Below are 13255 nucleotides of genomic sequence, written 5' to 3' on the forward strand. Positions count from 1 at the left end.
TGCGTCAGCCCTTCGACCACGAATCGATCTGGTCCAGGACACCGAGACCATTCAGAGCGGTCGCAGCGACGTAGAACCCGACGAGTCCGACGATCCATGCGGTGTTCTCCGGTCCGTTGCGGACCATCCAGCCGTTGATGCGCTGCAGCACGGGCTCGACTCGCGTCGCAGCCCTGATCCGTACGGCAAGGAGCACCAGAGCCGGCAGGATCATCACGAGGCAGTAGCCCGCGAGCACCAGCACGGTCGAGGGCCAGGACAGGTCCGCGGCCCCGATGAGCCCGATCGCCACCAGGTAGGGCAGCATCGACGCGGCCTCGATGACGGCCGCGGTGACCGCGAGCGCCATCAGGCCACCCGTCGATCCGTCCTCACCGACGGCCCGCTCGCGCCACACCGTGAACCGGCCAGACTCCCCCGCGGACGTACCGCCGGGCAGCCTGAACGCTGCGACGAGCAGGCCCACACCGACGAGCAGCTGGACCACCTGCGCCGGCTTGGTGTCGAACGCGTCGGACAGCTGCTCGGAGAACGCATCGAGGCCGGCGACGAGCGCCAGGCCCAGGACGAGGTAGAACGCCGCAACAGTTGCCAGGAACACGATGATCCGCCCCGGCCGAAGCCGGCCGGGGGCCAGCATCAACCAGATCGGGATCAGCAGAGTGCCAAAGCTGGTGCTGTCGACCAACGCCAACAGCACCAGCGGAGCAAGCGCGGCGAGGTCCATCCCGGTGGGTCAGACCCCCAGGAGGTCGATCACGAAGACGAGTGTCTTGCCCGAGAGGCGGTGGCCGCCACCGGCCGGGCCGTACGCGAGCTCCGGCGGGCAGACGAGCTGGCGTCGGCCGCCGACCTTCATGCCCGGGATGCCCTGCTGCCATGCCGGGATCAGCTGCGGCAGCGGGAAGTTGGCGGACTGGCCGCGGTCCCACGAGGCGTCGAACTGCTCGCCCGTGTCGAACTCGACGCCGACGTAGTGCACGTCGACGTTGCCGCCGGGAACTGCCTCGGGGCCATCGCCCACGATGAGATCGGTGATCTGCAGCTCAGTGGGCGCAGGCCCTTCGATGAAGTCAATTTCAGGCTTGTCAGTCATGCGTCGACCCTCTCACACGGCCTCGCTGCCACAATGACCACATGCGCGCCACGAACCTCCATGCACCCCGTGACATCCGCCTCGACGACGTGGCCGAACCGCAGCTGCACCAAGACGGTGACGCGATCGTGCGCGTCGTCGCATCCTGCGTCTGCGGGTCGGACCTGTGGCCCTATCGCGGTGTCAACGAGGTCCACGGGCCCCAGCGGATCGGTCACGAGTTCGTCGGCATCGTCGAGCAGGTCGGCGCGAGTGTCTCCACCGTCACGATCGGTGACTTCGTGATCGCGCCGTTCATGTATTCCGACAACACGTGCAAGCTCTGCCAGCGCGGCGTGCACACCTCGTGCTTCAACGGCGGGTTCTGGGGCAGCATCGACCAGGACGGCCACATGGTCGACGGGGGTCAGGGCGAGGTCGTACGCGTACCCGTCGCCGACGGCACCCTCGTCGCGACTCCGTCACAACCGAGCCAGGAGCTCGTCCCCCACCTCCTGACCCTGTCGGACGTCTTCCCGACCGGGCACCACGCCGCCGTCGCGGCGGGCGTGACCACGGGCAGCACGGTGGCGGTCGTCGGTGACGGCGCCGTCGGGCTGTGCGCGATCCTCGCCGCCAAGCGCCTCGGCGCCGGCAGGATCGTCGCGATGTCGCGGCACGCCGACCGGCAGCGGCTGGCCCGCGAGTTCGGCGCGGACGAAGTCGTCGCGGAGCGCGGCAAGGAGGGGTCCGGCGCCGTACGCGAGCTGCTCGACGGCATCGGCGCCGATCAGGTGCTCGAGTGCGTCGGCACCTCGGAGAGCATGAAGCAGGCCATCCAGTCGGCGCGTCCCGGCGGCCGTATCGGCTACGTCGGCGTGCCGCACGACGTCGAGCTCAACGTGCCGGCGATGTTCAGTCGCAACATCGGCATCGCGGGCGGCGTCGCACCCGTACGCGCCTACATCGACGACATCCTCCCGGACGTGCTCGACGGCTCGCTGCTGCCCGGCAAGGTGTTCGACCTGACCGTCCCGCTCGACCAGGTGGCGCAGGCCTACCAGGCGATGGACGAGCGTACGGCGATCAAGTCGATGCTGACGGTCTGAAGGGCTCAACCTTCACGACCGCATCGATGTTCAGTGGCCCGTAGATGTGCGGGAAGCTCAACGCCTGACCCGGTACGTCGTCGTACTGCCACGGCGACGCCAGCAGGTCGGTGTCGATCGTCAACAGCAGTACGGGTTCGGTGACGTCGCCGTAGTAGCGGCCAAACACGCCATCGACCTGCTCCGGACGTGAGCAGTGGATGAACCCGACATCAGAAACGTCGAGGCCCAACGTCGACACCGTGTAGGTGCCGGAACGTCGGGCCTCAGACCACGCGTTTTCGAGCGCGAGGTGATGAATCAGCGGCACTAGCGCAGCTCAGACGAGCTCAAGCCGAGCAGACGGCGGGCGATGATGAGCTGCTGGATCTGCTGCGTCCCCTCGAAGATGTCGAGGATCTTGGAGTCGCGCGCCCACTTCTCGATCAGCTCGGTCTCGCTGTAGCCGAGAGTTCCGGCGAGCTCGACGCAGCGGAGCGTGATGCTGTTGCCGACGCGTCCCGCCTTGGCCTTGGCCATCGATGCCTCCATCGAGTTGGGCTTGCGGTTGTCGGCGAGCCACGCGGCCTCGAGGGTGAGCAGCAGCGCAGCCTCCCAGTCGGCCTCCATCGAGATGAACGTTGCGGCAGCGTACGACTGCGACTGCACTGGCACGTCGTAGTCGATGACGACGCCGGCGTCCTCCAGGAGCCTGCGAGTGTCCTCGAGCGCGGCGCGGGCGCAGCCGACCGCCATGCCGGCCACCAGGGGACGCGTGTTGTCGAACGTCGCCATCGCGCCGGCGAAGCCCTTCTTGACGTCGACCTCAGGGTTGCCGAGGAGGTTCTCGGCCGGGACCCGGCAGTTCTCGAGCACGATCACGGCGGTGTCGGAGGACCGGATGCCGAGCTTGTGCTCAAGCCGCTCGACCCGGATACCGGGCAGGCTCTTGGGCACCAGGAACGACTTGATCGCGGCGCGGCCCAGACTCTTGTCGAGCGTCGCCCAGACGACCACGGAGTCGGCGCGTTCACCTGAGGTGACGAAGATCTTCTCGCCGTTCAGGACGTATGCGTCACCGTCCTTGACCGCAGTCGTGGTGATCGCGGCCGAGTCGGAGCCGAAGCTCGGCTCGGTGATGGCCATGGCGGCCCAGGTACCCTTGAACCGTTCGAGCTGCTCGTCGTCGGCCACCGAGGCGATCGCGGAGTTGCCGAGGCCCTGGCGCGGCATCGACAGCAGCAGGCCGACGTCGCCCCAGCACATCTCGATGACGGACAGCACCGACGACAGGTTGGTGCCGTTCTTGACCTTGCCCTTGTCGTCGTCGGAGTCGTCACGGCGTACGCCGGCAGCGCCGGCGCCCTGCCCCTGACCGGAGTCACCCATGCCGTCGATCAGCGAGGCCAGGAGGTCGAGCTCCTTGGGGTAGGCGTGCTCCGCAAGGTCGTACTTGCGGGAGTTGGAGCGCAGGAAGTTGTCGGCGACCTGGTTGGCCTGCTGGACGAATCCGCGGAACTTTCGGGGAGTCTCAAGATTGATCATGTCGGTCACGTCCTCAGACGAGGACGGCTCCTTCCATCAGGCCGATGGCGCGCAGATCGCGATACCAGCGTTCGACTGGGTGCTCCTTGACGAAGCCGTGACCGCCGAGCAGCTGTACGCCGTCGGTGCCGATCTTCATGCCGTACTCCGCCGTCAGCCGGCGAGCCAGTGCCACCTCGCGGGCGAAGTCCATGCCCTGCTCGGCGCGCGATGCGGCCTTGAGGGTCGTGAGGCGCATGCCCTCCAGCTCGATCGCGATGTCGGCGACCATGAACGCCACCGCCTGGCGGTGCGAGATGGGCTCGCCGAATGCCTCGCGGGTGTTGACGTACTCGGTGACGTAGTCGAGCACGGCGCGCGCCGTACCGAGGGCAAGCGCCGCCCAGGCAAGCCTGGAGAGCCTGATGCACTCGCGGTAGTCGTCGACCGAGCCCTCGCCGAGCACGGCGCCGGCTTCGACGTCGACGTCGTCGAGGACCAGCTTGCTGAGTCCTGCGGCGCGAAGACCCATGCTCGGATCACTCTCGATCGTCACGCCCTTGGTGCTCGACTCGAGGAGGACCAGCGTCGGTGTGCCGTCGAGATCGACCGCGACCACGAACAGCTCGGCCTCCGCACCGCGTACGACGCCGGACTTCACGCCGTTGATGCGCAGGCCGGACGCCGTGCGTACGGCCTTGGTGTCCAGCGAGAACGGGTCGAACAGTGCCCGGGGTTCGGCGACAGCGAGCGCGGCGCTCGGGATGTCATCGCCGGCGAACGCCGGAAGGTAGGTCTGCTGCTGCTCGTCTGAACCCCACAGCGAGATCGCGGTGGCGACGGCGGCGGGCGCGAGGCAGGCCACTGCCTGTCCCATGTCGCCCTCGGCGAGCGCCTCGGCAACGAGGACACCAGTCACGGCGGAACGGTCCTCCGACAGGCCTCCAAGCGCCTCGGGGATGTTGAGCAGGGTCAGGCCGAACTCGCTGGTCTGCGCCAGGATTTCCTTGGGGGTGTCGTTGGCCGTCTCGGCGACGAGTGCGCCGGGGCGGAGCACCTCGGCGGCGAACTCCTTGATGACACCGACGATCATCTGCTGGTCCTCGGTGGGGGTCAGGTCGAAGACGCCACTGTCGCCCGTGCGGGCGAGCCGTGTGGGCTTGCCGGAACCCTTGACGCGCCTGAAGGTGCGCGACGCGGCACCGGCGGCCCGGAAGCCGGTCTTGGCGCCTTGGTAGACGGCCTTCTCGGTCGAGTTGCGAAGCTTCAGCTTGTCGACCAGCGGCGAGCTGGCGATCCGGTTGAGCACGGCGAGGCCGATGCCCATGGGATCTATGCGATTGGCCACGGATTTCTCCTTGGAGCGATGTTGGTTGGACGAGTTGCCCACCTCAGGAAGAACTGTAACTGGGAGTTACACCTGCGCATACCCATGGTATCCGAACTCACATCGCCGGACCAGCGACGCGTGGCGACGCGCACTCGATAACCTTGTCGGCATGTCGCAGTCCAGACCGCTGCCCGAGGGCGGCAGCGTACGTCCCATCACCCGATGGGGCACACCCGTCATGCACCGAGAGCTCGCGGAGGTCACCTCGTTCGGCGACGATCTCGCCGAGCTTGTACGCGACATGGTCGCGACGATGCGAGCTGCTCGGGGCGTGGGTCTGGCCGCAAACCAGGTTGGGGTCGACCTCAAGGTGTTCGTGTTCGAGTGCCCCGACGCCGACAACACGCAGGTCACAGGTGTGGTGTGCAACCCGGTCCTGCTGCTCCCCGAGGGCAAGGACCGCCAGCTCGAGGACGAGGACGAGGGCTGCCTGTCGCTGCCTGGCGCGTTCACCTCGTGTGCGCGCCCCGACCAGGCCCGTGTGACGGGCGTGGACGAGCACGGCGAGCCGGTCGAGTTCTACGGGACGGGCCTCCTTGCGCGCTGCCTCCAGCACGAGACTGACCACCTGTTCGGCACCGTGTTCGGCGATCGTCTGCCCGAGCGCGCGCGCAAGAAGCTCTACAAGCAGCACCACGAGCTCTCCGACAACTATCCCGACGACTGGCCCGTCACGGTCCTCGTCGACGACCCCGTCATCGAGCGCTGAGACCGAGGCCGCCTGCGGCCGAGCGTCGAAGCGCGCCAGCGCAGCGTGAGCGTCCCGCGGCGAAGCCGCCAGTCAGCGAGGCGTGGTGAGATGTGCAGTCGACGCTAGCGGGCTCGGAGCTCCCAGCAGGCGACGGCGACCGACGACGCGACGTTGAGGGAGTCGATGTCGGCTGACATCGGGATCGTGACGCGGTGATCGGCTGACTGCTCCCAGCGGGCGCTCAGACCGTGTCCTTCGGAGCCGACGATCAACGCGAGACGTTCGACGTCGTGGGGCACTTCGTCGAGCGCCACGGAGTCGTCGGCGAGCGTCATGGCGTACGTCGTGAAGCCCGCCTCGCGGAGCAGGTCAGGCGCGGCGTACCAGTCGTCGACGCGGGCGTACGGCAACCAGAACACCGATCCCATCGACACCTTGATCGCGCGGCGATAGAGCGGATCGGCGCACCGCGGCGACAACAACACGGCATCGAAGCCGAGCGCGGCGACGCTGCGGAAGATCGCCCCGACATTGGTGTGGTCGGCGAGGTCCTCGACCACCACGACGCGACGAGCCTTCGCCAGCACCTCGGCGGGCGACGGCAGTGCGGGCCGCTGCAAGGCCGCGAGCGCTCCCCGGTGCACGTGGAAGCCCGTGAGTCGCTCGATCGCCTGGTCGTCGAGCACGAAGCACGGCGCATCGGTACGGTCCAGCACGTCGGCCAGCGCATCGAGCCACTTCGGTGACATCAGGAACGAGCGTGGCTCGTGGCCCGACTCCACCGCCCGGCGGACGACCTTCTCCCCCTCGGCGAGGAACAGGCCGCGCTCGTCCTCGAGCCGAAGACGGAGCTGGACGTCACGCAGGTCGACGTAGTCACGCAGACGCGGATCATCGAGATCGTCCAGTCGTACGATCCGTGCCACCGGGCTAGCCTAGCGATCATGAGCCTTGATCGACCCATCACACCCGATCCCTACCCACTCCTTCCCGCAGTCGCGTCGTTCACCGTGACCAGCTCCGACGTGACGGACGGTCAGCCGTTGAAGGACGACCAGGTCTACGCGCACGGCGACACCTCGCCCCAGCTCTCCTGGAGCGGCGCACCCGAGGGCACCAAGTCGTACGTCGTGACCTGCTTCGACCCGGATGCCCCGATCGTGTCGGGCTTCTGGCACTGGGTCGCCGTGGACATCCCGGCTGACGTGACCGAGCTCGCCGCGGGAGCGGGCGCGTCAGACGACGCACTGCCCGGCGCAGCGTTCCACGTCCGCAACGACGGCGGTGCCAAGAGCTTCATGGGCGCCGCTCCCCCGGAGGGCGACCAGGTCCACCGCTACTACTTCGTGGTGCACGCGGTCGGGGAGGAGACCCTTGGCGTCGACGGTGACGTCTCCCCCGCCGTCGTGGGGTTCAACCTCGCGTTCAAGACGCTGGGGCGCGCCATCGTCCACGGCACCTACCAGCACTGACCGCTACGTGGTGGGCGCCTCCGGCGGCGTCTCAGGGGCTTCTGCAGGCGCTGCGGCAGCCCCGGTGCTCTCGGCCGCCTTGGCGGCGTCCAGCGCCTGCTGGACGGCCTCGGCGGTCGCACCCTCCTCCGGGGCATCGTCGACGATCGGTGCATCGAAGTCGACGCGCGTCTTGCTGCCTCCGCCGTCGACGGGGATCTTGCCGACCGTGCCGCCCAGTGTGCCGAGTGCCTTGGTGAGCTCCGCCGGGATGATCCACGTCGTCGCGTTGTCGCCCTCGGCGATCTTGGGCAGCATCTGGAGGTACTGGTAGGACAGCAGCTTCTGGTCGGGGTTGCCGTCGTGGATCGCCTGGAACACGGTCTGGATGGCCTGCGCCTCGCCCTGGGCACGCAGGATCTGCGCCTGACGGTCGGCCTGGGCCGTGAGGATCGCGGCTTGCCGGTTGCCCTCCGCGGTGAGGATCGCCGACTGCTTCTGGCCCTCCGCGGTGAGGATCGCGGACTGACGATCACCCTCGGCCGTGAGGATCATGGCGCGCTTGTCGCGCTCGGCGCGCATCTGCTTCTCCATCGCGTCGATGATCGTGGGCGGCGGGTCGATGCCCTTGAGCTCGACCCGGTTGACGCGGATGCCCCACTTGCCGGTGGCGCTGTCGAGCTCGCCGCGCAGTCCGGCGTTGATCTGGTCGCGGCTGGTCAGCGCGTGCTCGAGCGTCATGCCACCCGTGATGTTGCGGAGCGTCGTCATGGTGAGCTGTTCGATGGCCTGGATGTAGTTGGCGATCTCGTACGTCGCCGCCACCGGGTCGGTGACCTGGAAGTAGATGACCGTGTCGATCGAGACCACGAGGTTGTCCTCGGTGATGACGGGCTGCGGCGGGAACGACACGACCTGTTCGCGTAGGTCGATCATGTAGCGCACCTTGTCGACGAACGGCATGACGACGTTGAGTCCTGCGGGCAGCGTCGTGCGGTACTTGCCGAATCGCTCGACGATGCCCGCGCGTGCCTGGGGCACGATCTTGACCGTCATCGACACGACCACGATCGCCAGGACGGCGAGCGCGACGAGCACTCCAAGTGCTGTGGACATCAGGACTCCTTGGTTGTCACGACGGCAGTGGCGCCGTCGATGCGGGTCACACGTACTTCGGTGCCGGTCTCGAACGACTCATCGTCGGACTCGGCGCGGGCTGACCACACCTCACCCGACAGCTTGACGCGTCCACCGTGCTTGTCGACCGGCTCGGACACGACGGCAGACCTGCCGACGAGTGCCTCGTGGCCGGTGGCGAGGGTCGGCCCGGCGTGGAGCTTGGCGACCATCGGCGGTCGTACGAAGAACAACAGGCCGAGCGCGACGCCGGCGAACACGACGATCGCGACCCACACGGGTGCGCCGAGGCCGGCGGTCACGGCGGCGGCAAGGGCGCCCAGTGCGAACATCAACAGCACGAGGTCGAGGCTCATCATCTCGACGATGGCGAGGATGACCGCCACACCGATCCACGCTGCGGCAGCGTGGTCCCTGATCCAGTCGATCATGATGCTTCTCCTCTGCGGTCCGCCCGATGTCCGTATGCTGCCCGACGTGCACTGAAGCGTCCACCGTCGTTCTGGAGCTCCAGTCGTAGTCCGAACGTAGTGCCTAGAGCGTCAGCCGTCAGCGTCGTGTCGATCGGACCCTGTGCCACGACCCTGCCGTCACGGAGCATCAGGACGTGGGTGAAGCCCACGGGGATCTCCTCGACGTGGTGCGACACCATCACCAGCACGGGCGAGTCATCGGCAGCCGAGAGGATCTCGAGGCTGGAGATCAGGTCTTCGCGAGCGCCGAGGTCGAGCCCGGCTGCTGGCTCGTCGAGCAGCAGCAGCTCGGGATCGGTCATGAGCGCGCGGGCAATGAGCACCCGCTTGCGCTCGCCCTCCGACAAGGTGCCGAACGTGCGCGTGCCGAGCGCGGAGATGCCGAGCTCTCCCATGATCTGGATCGCGCGGCGGATGTCCTCCTCGTCGTACTTCTCGTTCCAGCGTCCCGTCACGGCATAGGCCGCCGAGAGGACGGTGTTGCGTACGGACTCGGTCGGCGGGATCTGGTCAGCGACGGTCGTGCTGGTGTGACCGATGCGCGTACGCAGCTCGAACACGTCGACGCGGCCGAGCTTCTGGCCGAGCACGCGGACCTTGCCGGAGGTCGGGTGCAGCGTCGTGCCGACCACCGCCATGAGCGTCGTCTTGCCCGCACCGTTGGGTCCGAGGACGACCCACCTCTCCCCCTCGTCGACGGTCCAGCTGACCTTGTCGAGAAGTGTCTTGCCGGGGCGCGTCACAGTCACCTTCGACAGCTCGAACGCAGCCGGCATGCACACTCCTGGTCGCCATGGATCGCCGTGCAGTCAACCTATCGCGAGCAACACACGCGCGAGCGATAGCCTCGGTCACGATGACCGAGCACGTGCCCGCGCTGCACCTGACAGATCCGACCGTCCTGGTCACCCTCACCGGTACCGACCAGAGCGGTGTGACGACGCGCCTGTTCGACGACCTTGCGGCGTTCGCCGTCGAGGTCATCGACATCGAGCAGCTCGTCGTACGAGGCCGGCTGATCCTCAGTGCGCTCCTCACGATCCCCGATGATCGCGACGGACTTGAGCGTACGGTCCGTGCCGTCGGCGACACGTTCGGGCTCGACGTCAACGTGGAGTACGGCACGGGTGACAACCGGCCGCGCCGGGTCGGTCGCACGCAGGTCGTCATCCTCGGTGCGCCGCTCAAGCCCAGCGCGATGGCTGCGCTCGCAGCGCAGATCAAGGACGACGGCGGCAACATCGACCGCATCGTCCGCATGGCGCGCTACCCCGTGACGGCGATCCGCATGGAGGTCTCGGGGGCCGATCCCGATGAGCTGCAGGCCCACCTGGCCGCGGTGGCGTTCGAGCAGGGCGTCGACATCGCGGTGCAGGAGAACGGCATCCAGCGGCACGCCCAGCGTCTCGTGGTGATGGACGTCGACTCGACGCTGATCCAGGGCGAGGTCATCGAGATGATTGCCGCCCACGCCGGCTTCGAGGCCGAGGTGGCGGCGATCACCGAGTCGGCCATGAACGGCGAGATCGACTTCCGCGAATCGCTCACGGCGCGGGTGAAGCTGCTCGAGGGAGTCGACGAGGCGGCGCTCGCCGCGGTCTACGACGCACTCGTCTATGCTCCGGGCGCCCGCACCATGATCCGCACGCTCAAGCGGCTGGGCTACCGGTTCGCGCTGGTCAGCGGCGGTTTCACCCAGATCATCGAACGAATCGCCGCCGAGCTGGGCGTCGACTACTTCGCCGCCAACGAGCTCGAGGTCGTCGACGGCACGCTGACGGGGCGGATCATCGGCGACGTCGTCGACCGTGCCGGCAAGGCCGAGGCACTGCGACGTTTCGCCGACGAGGCGCGGATACCCGTACGCAACACCGTCGCGATCGGTGATGGCGCCAACGACCTCGACATGCTGGCGGCGTCGGGTCTCGGCATCGCGTTCAACGCCAAGCAGGTCGTACGCGACCAGGCCCGCACGTCGGTCAACGTGCCCTACCTCGACGCGATCATCTACCTCCTCGGCATCACCCGCGAAGAGGTCGAAGCCGCCGACGCTGCGGACACCCCCTAGCGCAGAATTGAGTCGAGCAGGCCCGGGAACCGCTCGTCGAGCTCCTCGCGACGCAGGGTGAGCCTGCGGCCTCGGCCATCCGGCTCGTTGCGGACGACGCCCGCTTCGCGCAGCACCTTCATCAGGTGGGACTTGGTGGATTTCGGCAGTGCCGGGTTGGTCGCCCCGCACTCCGCCATGCTCAGCGGACCCGCCGAGACCTCGCGCACGATCTCGAGGCGCGCGGGATCGCTCAGCGCGAACAGCACGTCCGTCAGCTCGATCTCGTCGATCGCAGGGTGTTCGAGGTCATACGAAGCCATGGTTCGATAATACTTGAACTGTGGTGGACCCCGACGTACCTTGGCATGGTTCCAACTTTTTGGAACCAAATCCGTCCCGAGGAATCCCATGACCATCACGCTCGACTCCCCTGCGATCACTCGCCGGACCGCAGGTCCGTTCACCGTCGGACTCGTGGCCCTGGTCGCGATGATGACCGGCGCGAGTGCGCCGTCGCCGTTCTATCCCGTGCTGCAACAGGAGCTCGGCTTCTCCTCCGCGACGCTCACGGGCATCTTCGCGGTGTACGCCCTCGCACTCCTCGCGACGCTCCTGGTGGCAGGATCACTGTCGGACCACGCGGGACGACGTCCGGTCGTCTCGTCCGGCTTCGTGATGCTGGCGCTGAGCATGGTCGTGTTCTGGCACGCAGACTCGGTGTCGATGCTGTTCACGGCCCGCATCGCCCAGGGCATCGCCTCGGGTCTCCTGATGTCCGCACTGTCGGCGTTCGTCGTGGATCTGGAGCCGAGCGAGAAGCCCGGTGCAGCGGCGACGTTCAACAGCGTCAGCCCGATGGCTGGACTGGCCCTCGGCGCCCTGTTCGGCGGGATCGTGCTCGATCATGCCGGCGCACCACTGGTCGTCGTGTTCGGCGCGCTGACCGCCGTGTACGTCCTGCTCGCCGTTGCCGTGTGGCTGCTGCCTGAGACGTCGCCACGGCGTGAAGGGTTGGCGCAGTCGTTCAAGCCCCGTGCAGGAGTCCCGGTGCCGGCTCGTGCGGCGTTCCTGCGCAGCACACCGGCCCTGATCGCGGGCTGGGCGACCGGTGGCCTCTACCTGTCGCTCGGCGCACCGATCGTCGCGCAGGAGCTCGGTGGCACCAACCACCTCGAGCAGGGGCTCGTCGTGACGATGCTGACCGGATTCGGCGGGGTCGCGTGCTTCCTCGCACGCGCGGCTTCGCCGCGCCGGATCACGATCTACGGCACCACCGCCCTGACGCTCGGCACGGCCCTGACTCTCGCCGCCCTCGACGCCGGATCGCTGTGGGCGTTCCTCGTGGCTGCTGCGTTTGCCGGGACGGGCTTCGGCACCGGATTCCTGGGCATCATGCGCTCGATCACGCCGCTCGTCGGTGCACACGAGCGCGGCGAGCTGTTCGCCTCGGTGTTCGTGGTCAGCTACATCGCCTTCGCGATCCCCGCCGTGATCGCGGGAATCGCCGCCCCGCACATCGGGCTGGCGACGACGACGTACCTGTACGGCGGCGCAGTTGTCGTGCTGTCAGGCGCGGCGGCCCTGCTCAGGACGTTCGCCTCACCGGACTGAGTGCTATTCGTCGTCTTCGAGGCGGAAGCCGATCTTCATCGTCACCTGGTAGTGCGAGACCTCGGTGTCGGTGATCTGCCCACGGATGTTGGTGACCTCGAACCAGTCGAGATGACGCAGGGTCTGGCCGGCGCGCTCGATCCCGTTGTCGACGGCCTCGCTGACTCCTTCGGTGGAAGTGCCGACGATTTCACTGATGCGATAGGTGCGGTTGCTCATGCTCACATCATGCACGGTGGCGCAGCGACGTACTCTGGAGGTGTGACACGCGAACCGTTGGAGCCCCGCAAGCAGCAGGTCTACTCGATCACGACCGCTGCCACGTCGCACAGCGACGACATCGGCGGTCGCGAGCGTCGCTACGCGATCTCGATGGCCATTCGCACGCTGTGCTTCGTCGGCGCGATCATCGCCGACGGCTGGCTGCGCTGGGTGCTCGTGGCAGGAGCGCTGCTGCTCCCCTACACGTCGGTGATCCTCGCGAATGCCGGCGTACGCCAGCGTGGCTCGGGGCCGTCGGTGTTCGGCCCCGAGAAGGCCATCGAGGCCCCCCGCCCCTCACAGCTCGATGAGTGACGACCGGCTCGTCTGCTCGGCCAAGGGCTGCGGCGAGGACGCGACCCACCAGGTGATCTGGAACAACCCCAAGATCCACACGCCCGACCGGCGCAAGGTCTGGTTCGCCTGCGACGAGCACGTGCAGTCGCTGCAGCGGTTCCTCGACGCCCGCGGATTCTGGATCGAGAACACCCCGCTGGTGTGATC

At 67.7% G+C, this 13255-nt stretch carries 18 protein-coding genes; 7 read left to right on the top strand and 11 right to left on the bottom strand.

What is annotated here, in order from left to right; genetic code table 11:
- Positions 1-4: 4 nt before the first annotated feature.
- On the bottom strand, positions 5-727 hold the full coding sequence (locus ABD683_RS16850) for a GAP family protein (protein ID WP_344771229.1): 723 nt from the start codon (positions 725-727) through the stop codon (positions 5-7).
- A 9-nt stretch (positions 728-736) separates the two neighbouring features.
- The gene (locus ABD683_RS16855) at positions 737-1096 is read right to left on the bottom strand and encodes an FKBP-type peptidyl-prolyl cis-trans isomerase (RefSeq protein ID WP_344771230.1); all 360 of its coding nucleotides are present in this window, start codon (positions 1094-1096) and stop codon (positions 737-739) included.
- Between the two features lie 41 nt (positions 1097-1137).
- Here ABD683_RS16855 and ABD683_RS16860 point away from each other — a divergent pair, with 41 nt between their 5' ends.
- Positions 1138-2184: a zinc-dependent alcohol dehydrogenase family protein gene (locus ABD683_RS16860; protein WP_344771231.1), complete on the top strand. Its 1047-nt coding sequence runs from the start codon at positions 1138-1140 to the stop codon at positions 2182-2184.
- On the opposite strand, the gene ABD683_RS16865 is transcribed toward ABD683_RS16860, so the two are convergent.
- The 3 genes from ABD683_RS16865 to ABD683_RS16875 are packed head-to-tail and all read right to left on the bottom strand — an operon-like array spanning position 2162 to position 5035.
- Positions 2162-2494, bottom strand: a complete 333-nt coding sequence (locus tag ABD683_RS16865; RefSeq protein WP_344771232.1) for a DUF952 domain-containing protein — start codon at positions 2492-2494, stop codon at positions 2162-2164. The two genes, ABD683_RS16860 and ABD683_RS16865, sit on opposite strands and share 23 nt — an antisense overlap.
- Complete coding sequence (locus ABD683_RS16870; protein WP_344771620.1) at positions 2494-3708, bottom strand: acyl-CoA dehydrogenase family protein; 1215 nt, start codon at positions 3706-3708, stop codon at positions 2494-2496. Before ABD683_RS16870 ends, ABD683_RS16865 begins: the two co-directional genes overlap by 1 nt.
- Positions 3709-3721: 13 nt before the next feature.
- A complete protein-coding gene (locus ABD683_RS16875) occupies positions 3722-5035 on the bottom strand; it encodes an acyl-CoA dehydrogenase family protein (protein ID WP_344771233.1) in 1314 nt (437 codons plus the stop codon).
- Between the two features lie 151 nt (positions 5036-5186).
- Here ABD683_RS16875 and def point away from each other — a divergent pair, with 151 nt between their 5' ends.
- The gene (gene def, locus ABD683_RS16880; RefSeq protein WP_344771234.1) at positions 5187-5786 is read left to right on the top strand and encodes a peptide deformylase; all 600 of its coding nucleotides are present in this window, start codon (positions 5187-5189) and stop codon (positions 5784-5786) included.
- A 104-nt stretch (positions 5787-5890) separates the two neighbouring features.
- Here the strand turns inward: def and ABD683_RS16885 are convergent, their stop codons facing one another.
- Positions 5891-6694 carry a TrmH family RNA methyltransferase gene (locus tag ABD683_RS16885; protein ID WP_344771235.1) on the bottom strand — a complete coding sequence of 268 codons (804 nt, stop codon included), beginning with the start codon at positions 6692-6694 and terminating at the stop codon, positions 5891-5893.
- An 18-nt stretch (positions 6695-6712) separates the two neighbouring features.
- On the opposite strand from ABD683_RS16885, the gene ABD683_RS16890 reads away from it, so the two are divergent.
- Entirely contained in the window at positions 6713-7240 is a 528-nt protein-coding gene (locus ABD683_RS16890) for a YbhB/YbcL family Raf kinase inhibitor-like protein (protein WP_344771236.1), read from the top strand.
- 3 nt (positions 7241-7243) lie between these two features.
- On the opposite strand, the gene ABD683_RS16895 is transcribed toward ABD683_RS16890, so the two are convergent.
- From ABD683_RS16895 to ABD683_RS16905, 3 genes are read right to left on the bottom strand one after another with little or no spacing between them, the layout of a single operon-like run.
- Positions 7244-8335 (bottom strand): SPFH domain-containing protein, encoded by a 1092-nt coding sequence (locus ABD683_RS16895; protein WP_344771237.1) that lies wholly within the window; start codon positions 8333-8335, stop codon positions 7244-7246.
- Positions 8335-8787 (bottom strand): NfeD family protein, encoded by a 453-nt coding sequence (locus ABD683_RS16900; protein ID WP_344771238.1) that lies wholly within the window; start codon positions 8785-8787, stop codon positions 8335-8337. The genes ABD683_RS16895 and ABD683_RS16900 overlap by 1 nt, the downstream gene beginning before the upstream one ends.
- On the bottom strand, positions 8784-9605 hold the full coding sequence (locus tag ABD683_RS16905; protein ID WP_344771239.1) for an ABC transporter ATP-binding protein: 822 nt from the start codon (positions 9603-9605) through the stop codon (positions 8784-8786). The genes ABD683_RS16900 and ABD683_RS16905 overlap by 4 nt, the downstream gene beginning before the upstream one ends.
- Positions 9606-9685: 80 nt before the next feature.
- Here ABD683_RS16905 and serB point away from each other — a divergent pair, with 80 nt between their 5' ends.
- Positions 9686-10897 carry a phosphoserine phosphatase SerB gene (gene serB, locus ABD683_RS16910; protein ID WP_344771240.1) on the top strand — a complete coding sequence of 404 codons (1212 nt, stop codon included), beginning with the start codon at positions 9686-9688 and terminating at the stop codon, positions 10895-10897.
- Here serB and ABD683_RS16915 read toward each other — a convergent pair.
- On the bottom strand, positions 10894-11199 hold the full coding sequence (locus ABD683_RS16915) for a transcriptional regulator (protein WP_344771241.1): 306 nt from the start codon (positions 11197-11199) through the stop codon (positions 10894-10896). The two genes, serB and ABD683_RS16915, sit on opposite strands and share 4 nt — an antisense overlap.
- A gap of 88 nt (positions 11200-11287) precedes the next feature.
- Here ABD683_RS16915 and ABD683_RS16920 point away from each other — a divergent pair, with 88 nt between their 5' ends.
- Positions 11288-12490 carry an MFS transporter gene (locus tag ABD683_RS16920; protein ID WP_344771242.1) on the top strand — a complete coding sequence of 401 codons (1203 nt, stop codon included), beginning with the start codon at positions 11288-11290 and terminating at the stop codon, positions 12488-12490.
- Between the two features lie 3 nt (positions 12491-12493).
- Here the strand turns inward: ABD683_RS16920 and ABD683_RS16925 are convergent, their stop codons facing one another.
- Positions 12494-12709: a dodecin gene (locus tag ABD683_RS16925; protein ID WP_344771243.1), complete on the bottom strand. Its 216-nt coding sequence runs from the start codon at positions 12707-12709 to the stop codon at positions 12494-12496.
- 42 nt (positions 12710-12751) lie between these two features.
- On the opposite strand from ABD683_RS16925, the gene ABD683_RS16930 reads away from it, so the two are divergent.
- Both ABD683_RS16930 and ABD683_RS16935 read left to right on the top strand, forming a co-directional pair.
- Positions 12752-13066, top strand: coding sequence for a DUF3099 domain-containing protein (locus tag ABD683_RS16930; protein WP_344771244.1), 315 nt, complete (start codon positions 12752-12754; stop codon positions 13064-13066).
- Positions 13059-13253, top strand: coding sequence for an acetone carboxylase (locus tag ABD683_RS16935; RefSeq protein WP_344771245.1), 195 nt, complete (start codon positions 13059-13061; stop codon positions 13251-13253). The genes ABD683_RS16930 and ABD683_RS16935 overlap by 8 nt, the downstream gene beginning before the upstream one ends.
- The last annotated feature ends 2 nt before the right edge of the window (positions 13254-13255 follow it).

Origin of the sequence: Aeromicrobium panaciterrae (assembly GCF_039537165.1) — a bacterium.
Taxonomy (GTDB): Bacteria; Actinomycetota; Actinomycetes; order Propionibacteriales; family Nocardioidaceae; genus Aeromicrobium; species Aeromicrobium panaciterrae.

What these genes read in the sequence shown, in the direction of transcription:
- serB (WP_344771240.1), top strand. Translation starts at nt 9,686, where the DNA reads ATGACCGAGCACGTGCCCGCGCTGCACCTGACAGATCCGACCGTCCTG.
- ABD683_RS16895 (WP_344771237.1), bottom strand. Translation starts at nt 8,335, where the DNA reads ATGTCCACAGCACTTGGAGTGCTCGTCGCGCTCGCCGTCCTGGCGATC.
- ABD683_RS16870 (WP_344771620.1), bottom strand. Translation starts at nt 3,708, where the DNA reads ATGATCAATCTTGAGACTCCCCGAAAGTTCCGCGGATTCGTCCAGCAG.
- ABD683_RS16915 (WP_344771241.1), bottom strand. Translation starts at nt 11,199, where the DNA reads ATGGCTTCGTATGACCTCGAACACCCTGCGATCGACGAGATCGAGCTG.
- ABD683_RS16905 (WP_344771239.1), bottom strand. Translation starts at nt 9,605, where the DNA reads ATGCCGGCTGCGTTCGAGCTGTCGAAGGTGACTGTGACGCGCCCCGGC.
- ABD683_RS16920 (WP_344771242.1), top strand. Translation starts at nt 11,288, where the DNA reads ATGACCATCACGCTCGACTCCCCTGCGATCACTCGCCGGACCGCAGGT.
- ABD683_RS16855 (WP_344771230.1), bottom strand. Translation starts at nt 1,096, where the DNA reads ATGACTGACAAGCCTGAAATTGACTTCATCGAAGGGCCTGCGCCCACT.
- ABD683_RS16860 (WP_344771231.1), top strand. Translation starts at nt 1,138, where the DNA reads ATGCGCGCCACGAACCTCCATGCACCCCGTGACATCCGCCTCGACGAC.
- ABD683_RS16850 (WP_344771229.1), bottom strand. Translation starts at nt 727, where the DNA reads ATGGACCTCGCCGCGCTTGCTCCGCTGGTGCTGTTGGCGTTGGTCGAC.
- ABD683_RS16935 (WP_344771245.1), top strand. Translation starts at nt 13,059, where the DNA reads ATGAGTGACGACCGGCTCGTCTGCTCGGCCAAGGGCTGCGGCGAGGAC.
- ABD683_RS16925 (WP_344771243.1), bottom strand. Translation starts at nt 12,709, where the DNA reads ATGAGCAACCGCACCTATCGCATCAGTGAAATCGTCGGCACTTCCACC.
- def (WP_344771234.1), top strand. Translation starts at nt 5,187, where the DNA reads ATGTCGCAGTCCAGACCGCTGCCCGAGGGCGGCAGCGTACGTCCCATC.
- ABD683_RS16890 (WP_344771236.1), top strand. Translation starts at nt 6,713, where the DNA reads ATGAGCCTTGATCGACCCATCACACCCGATCCCTACCCACTCCTTCCC.
- ABD683_RS16900 (WP_344771238.1), bottom strand. Translation starts at nt 8,787, where the DNA reads ATGATCGACTGGATCAGGGACCACGCTGCCGCAGCGTGGATCGGTGTG.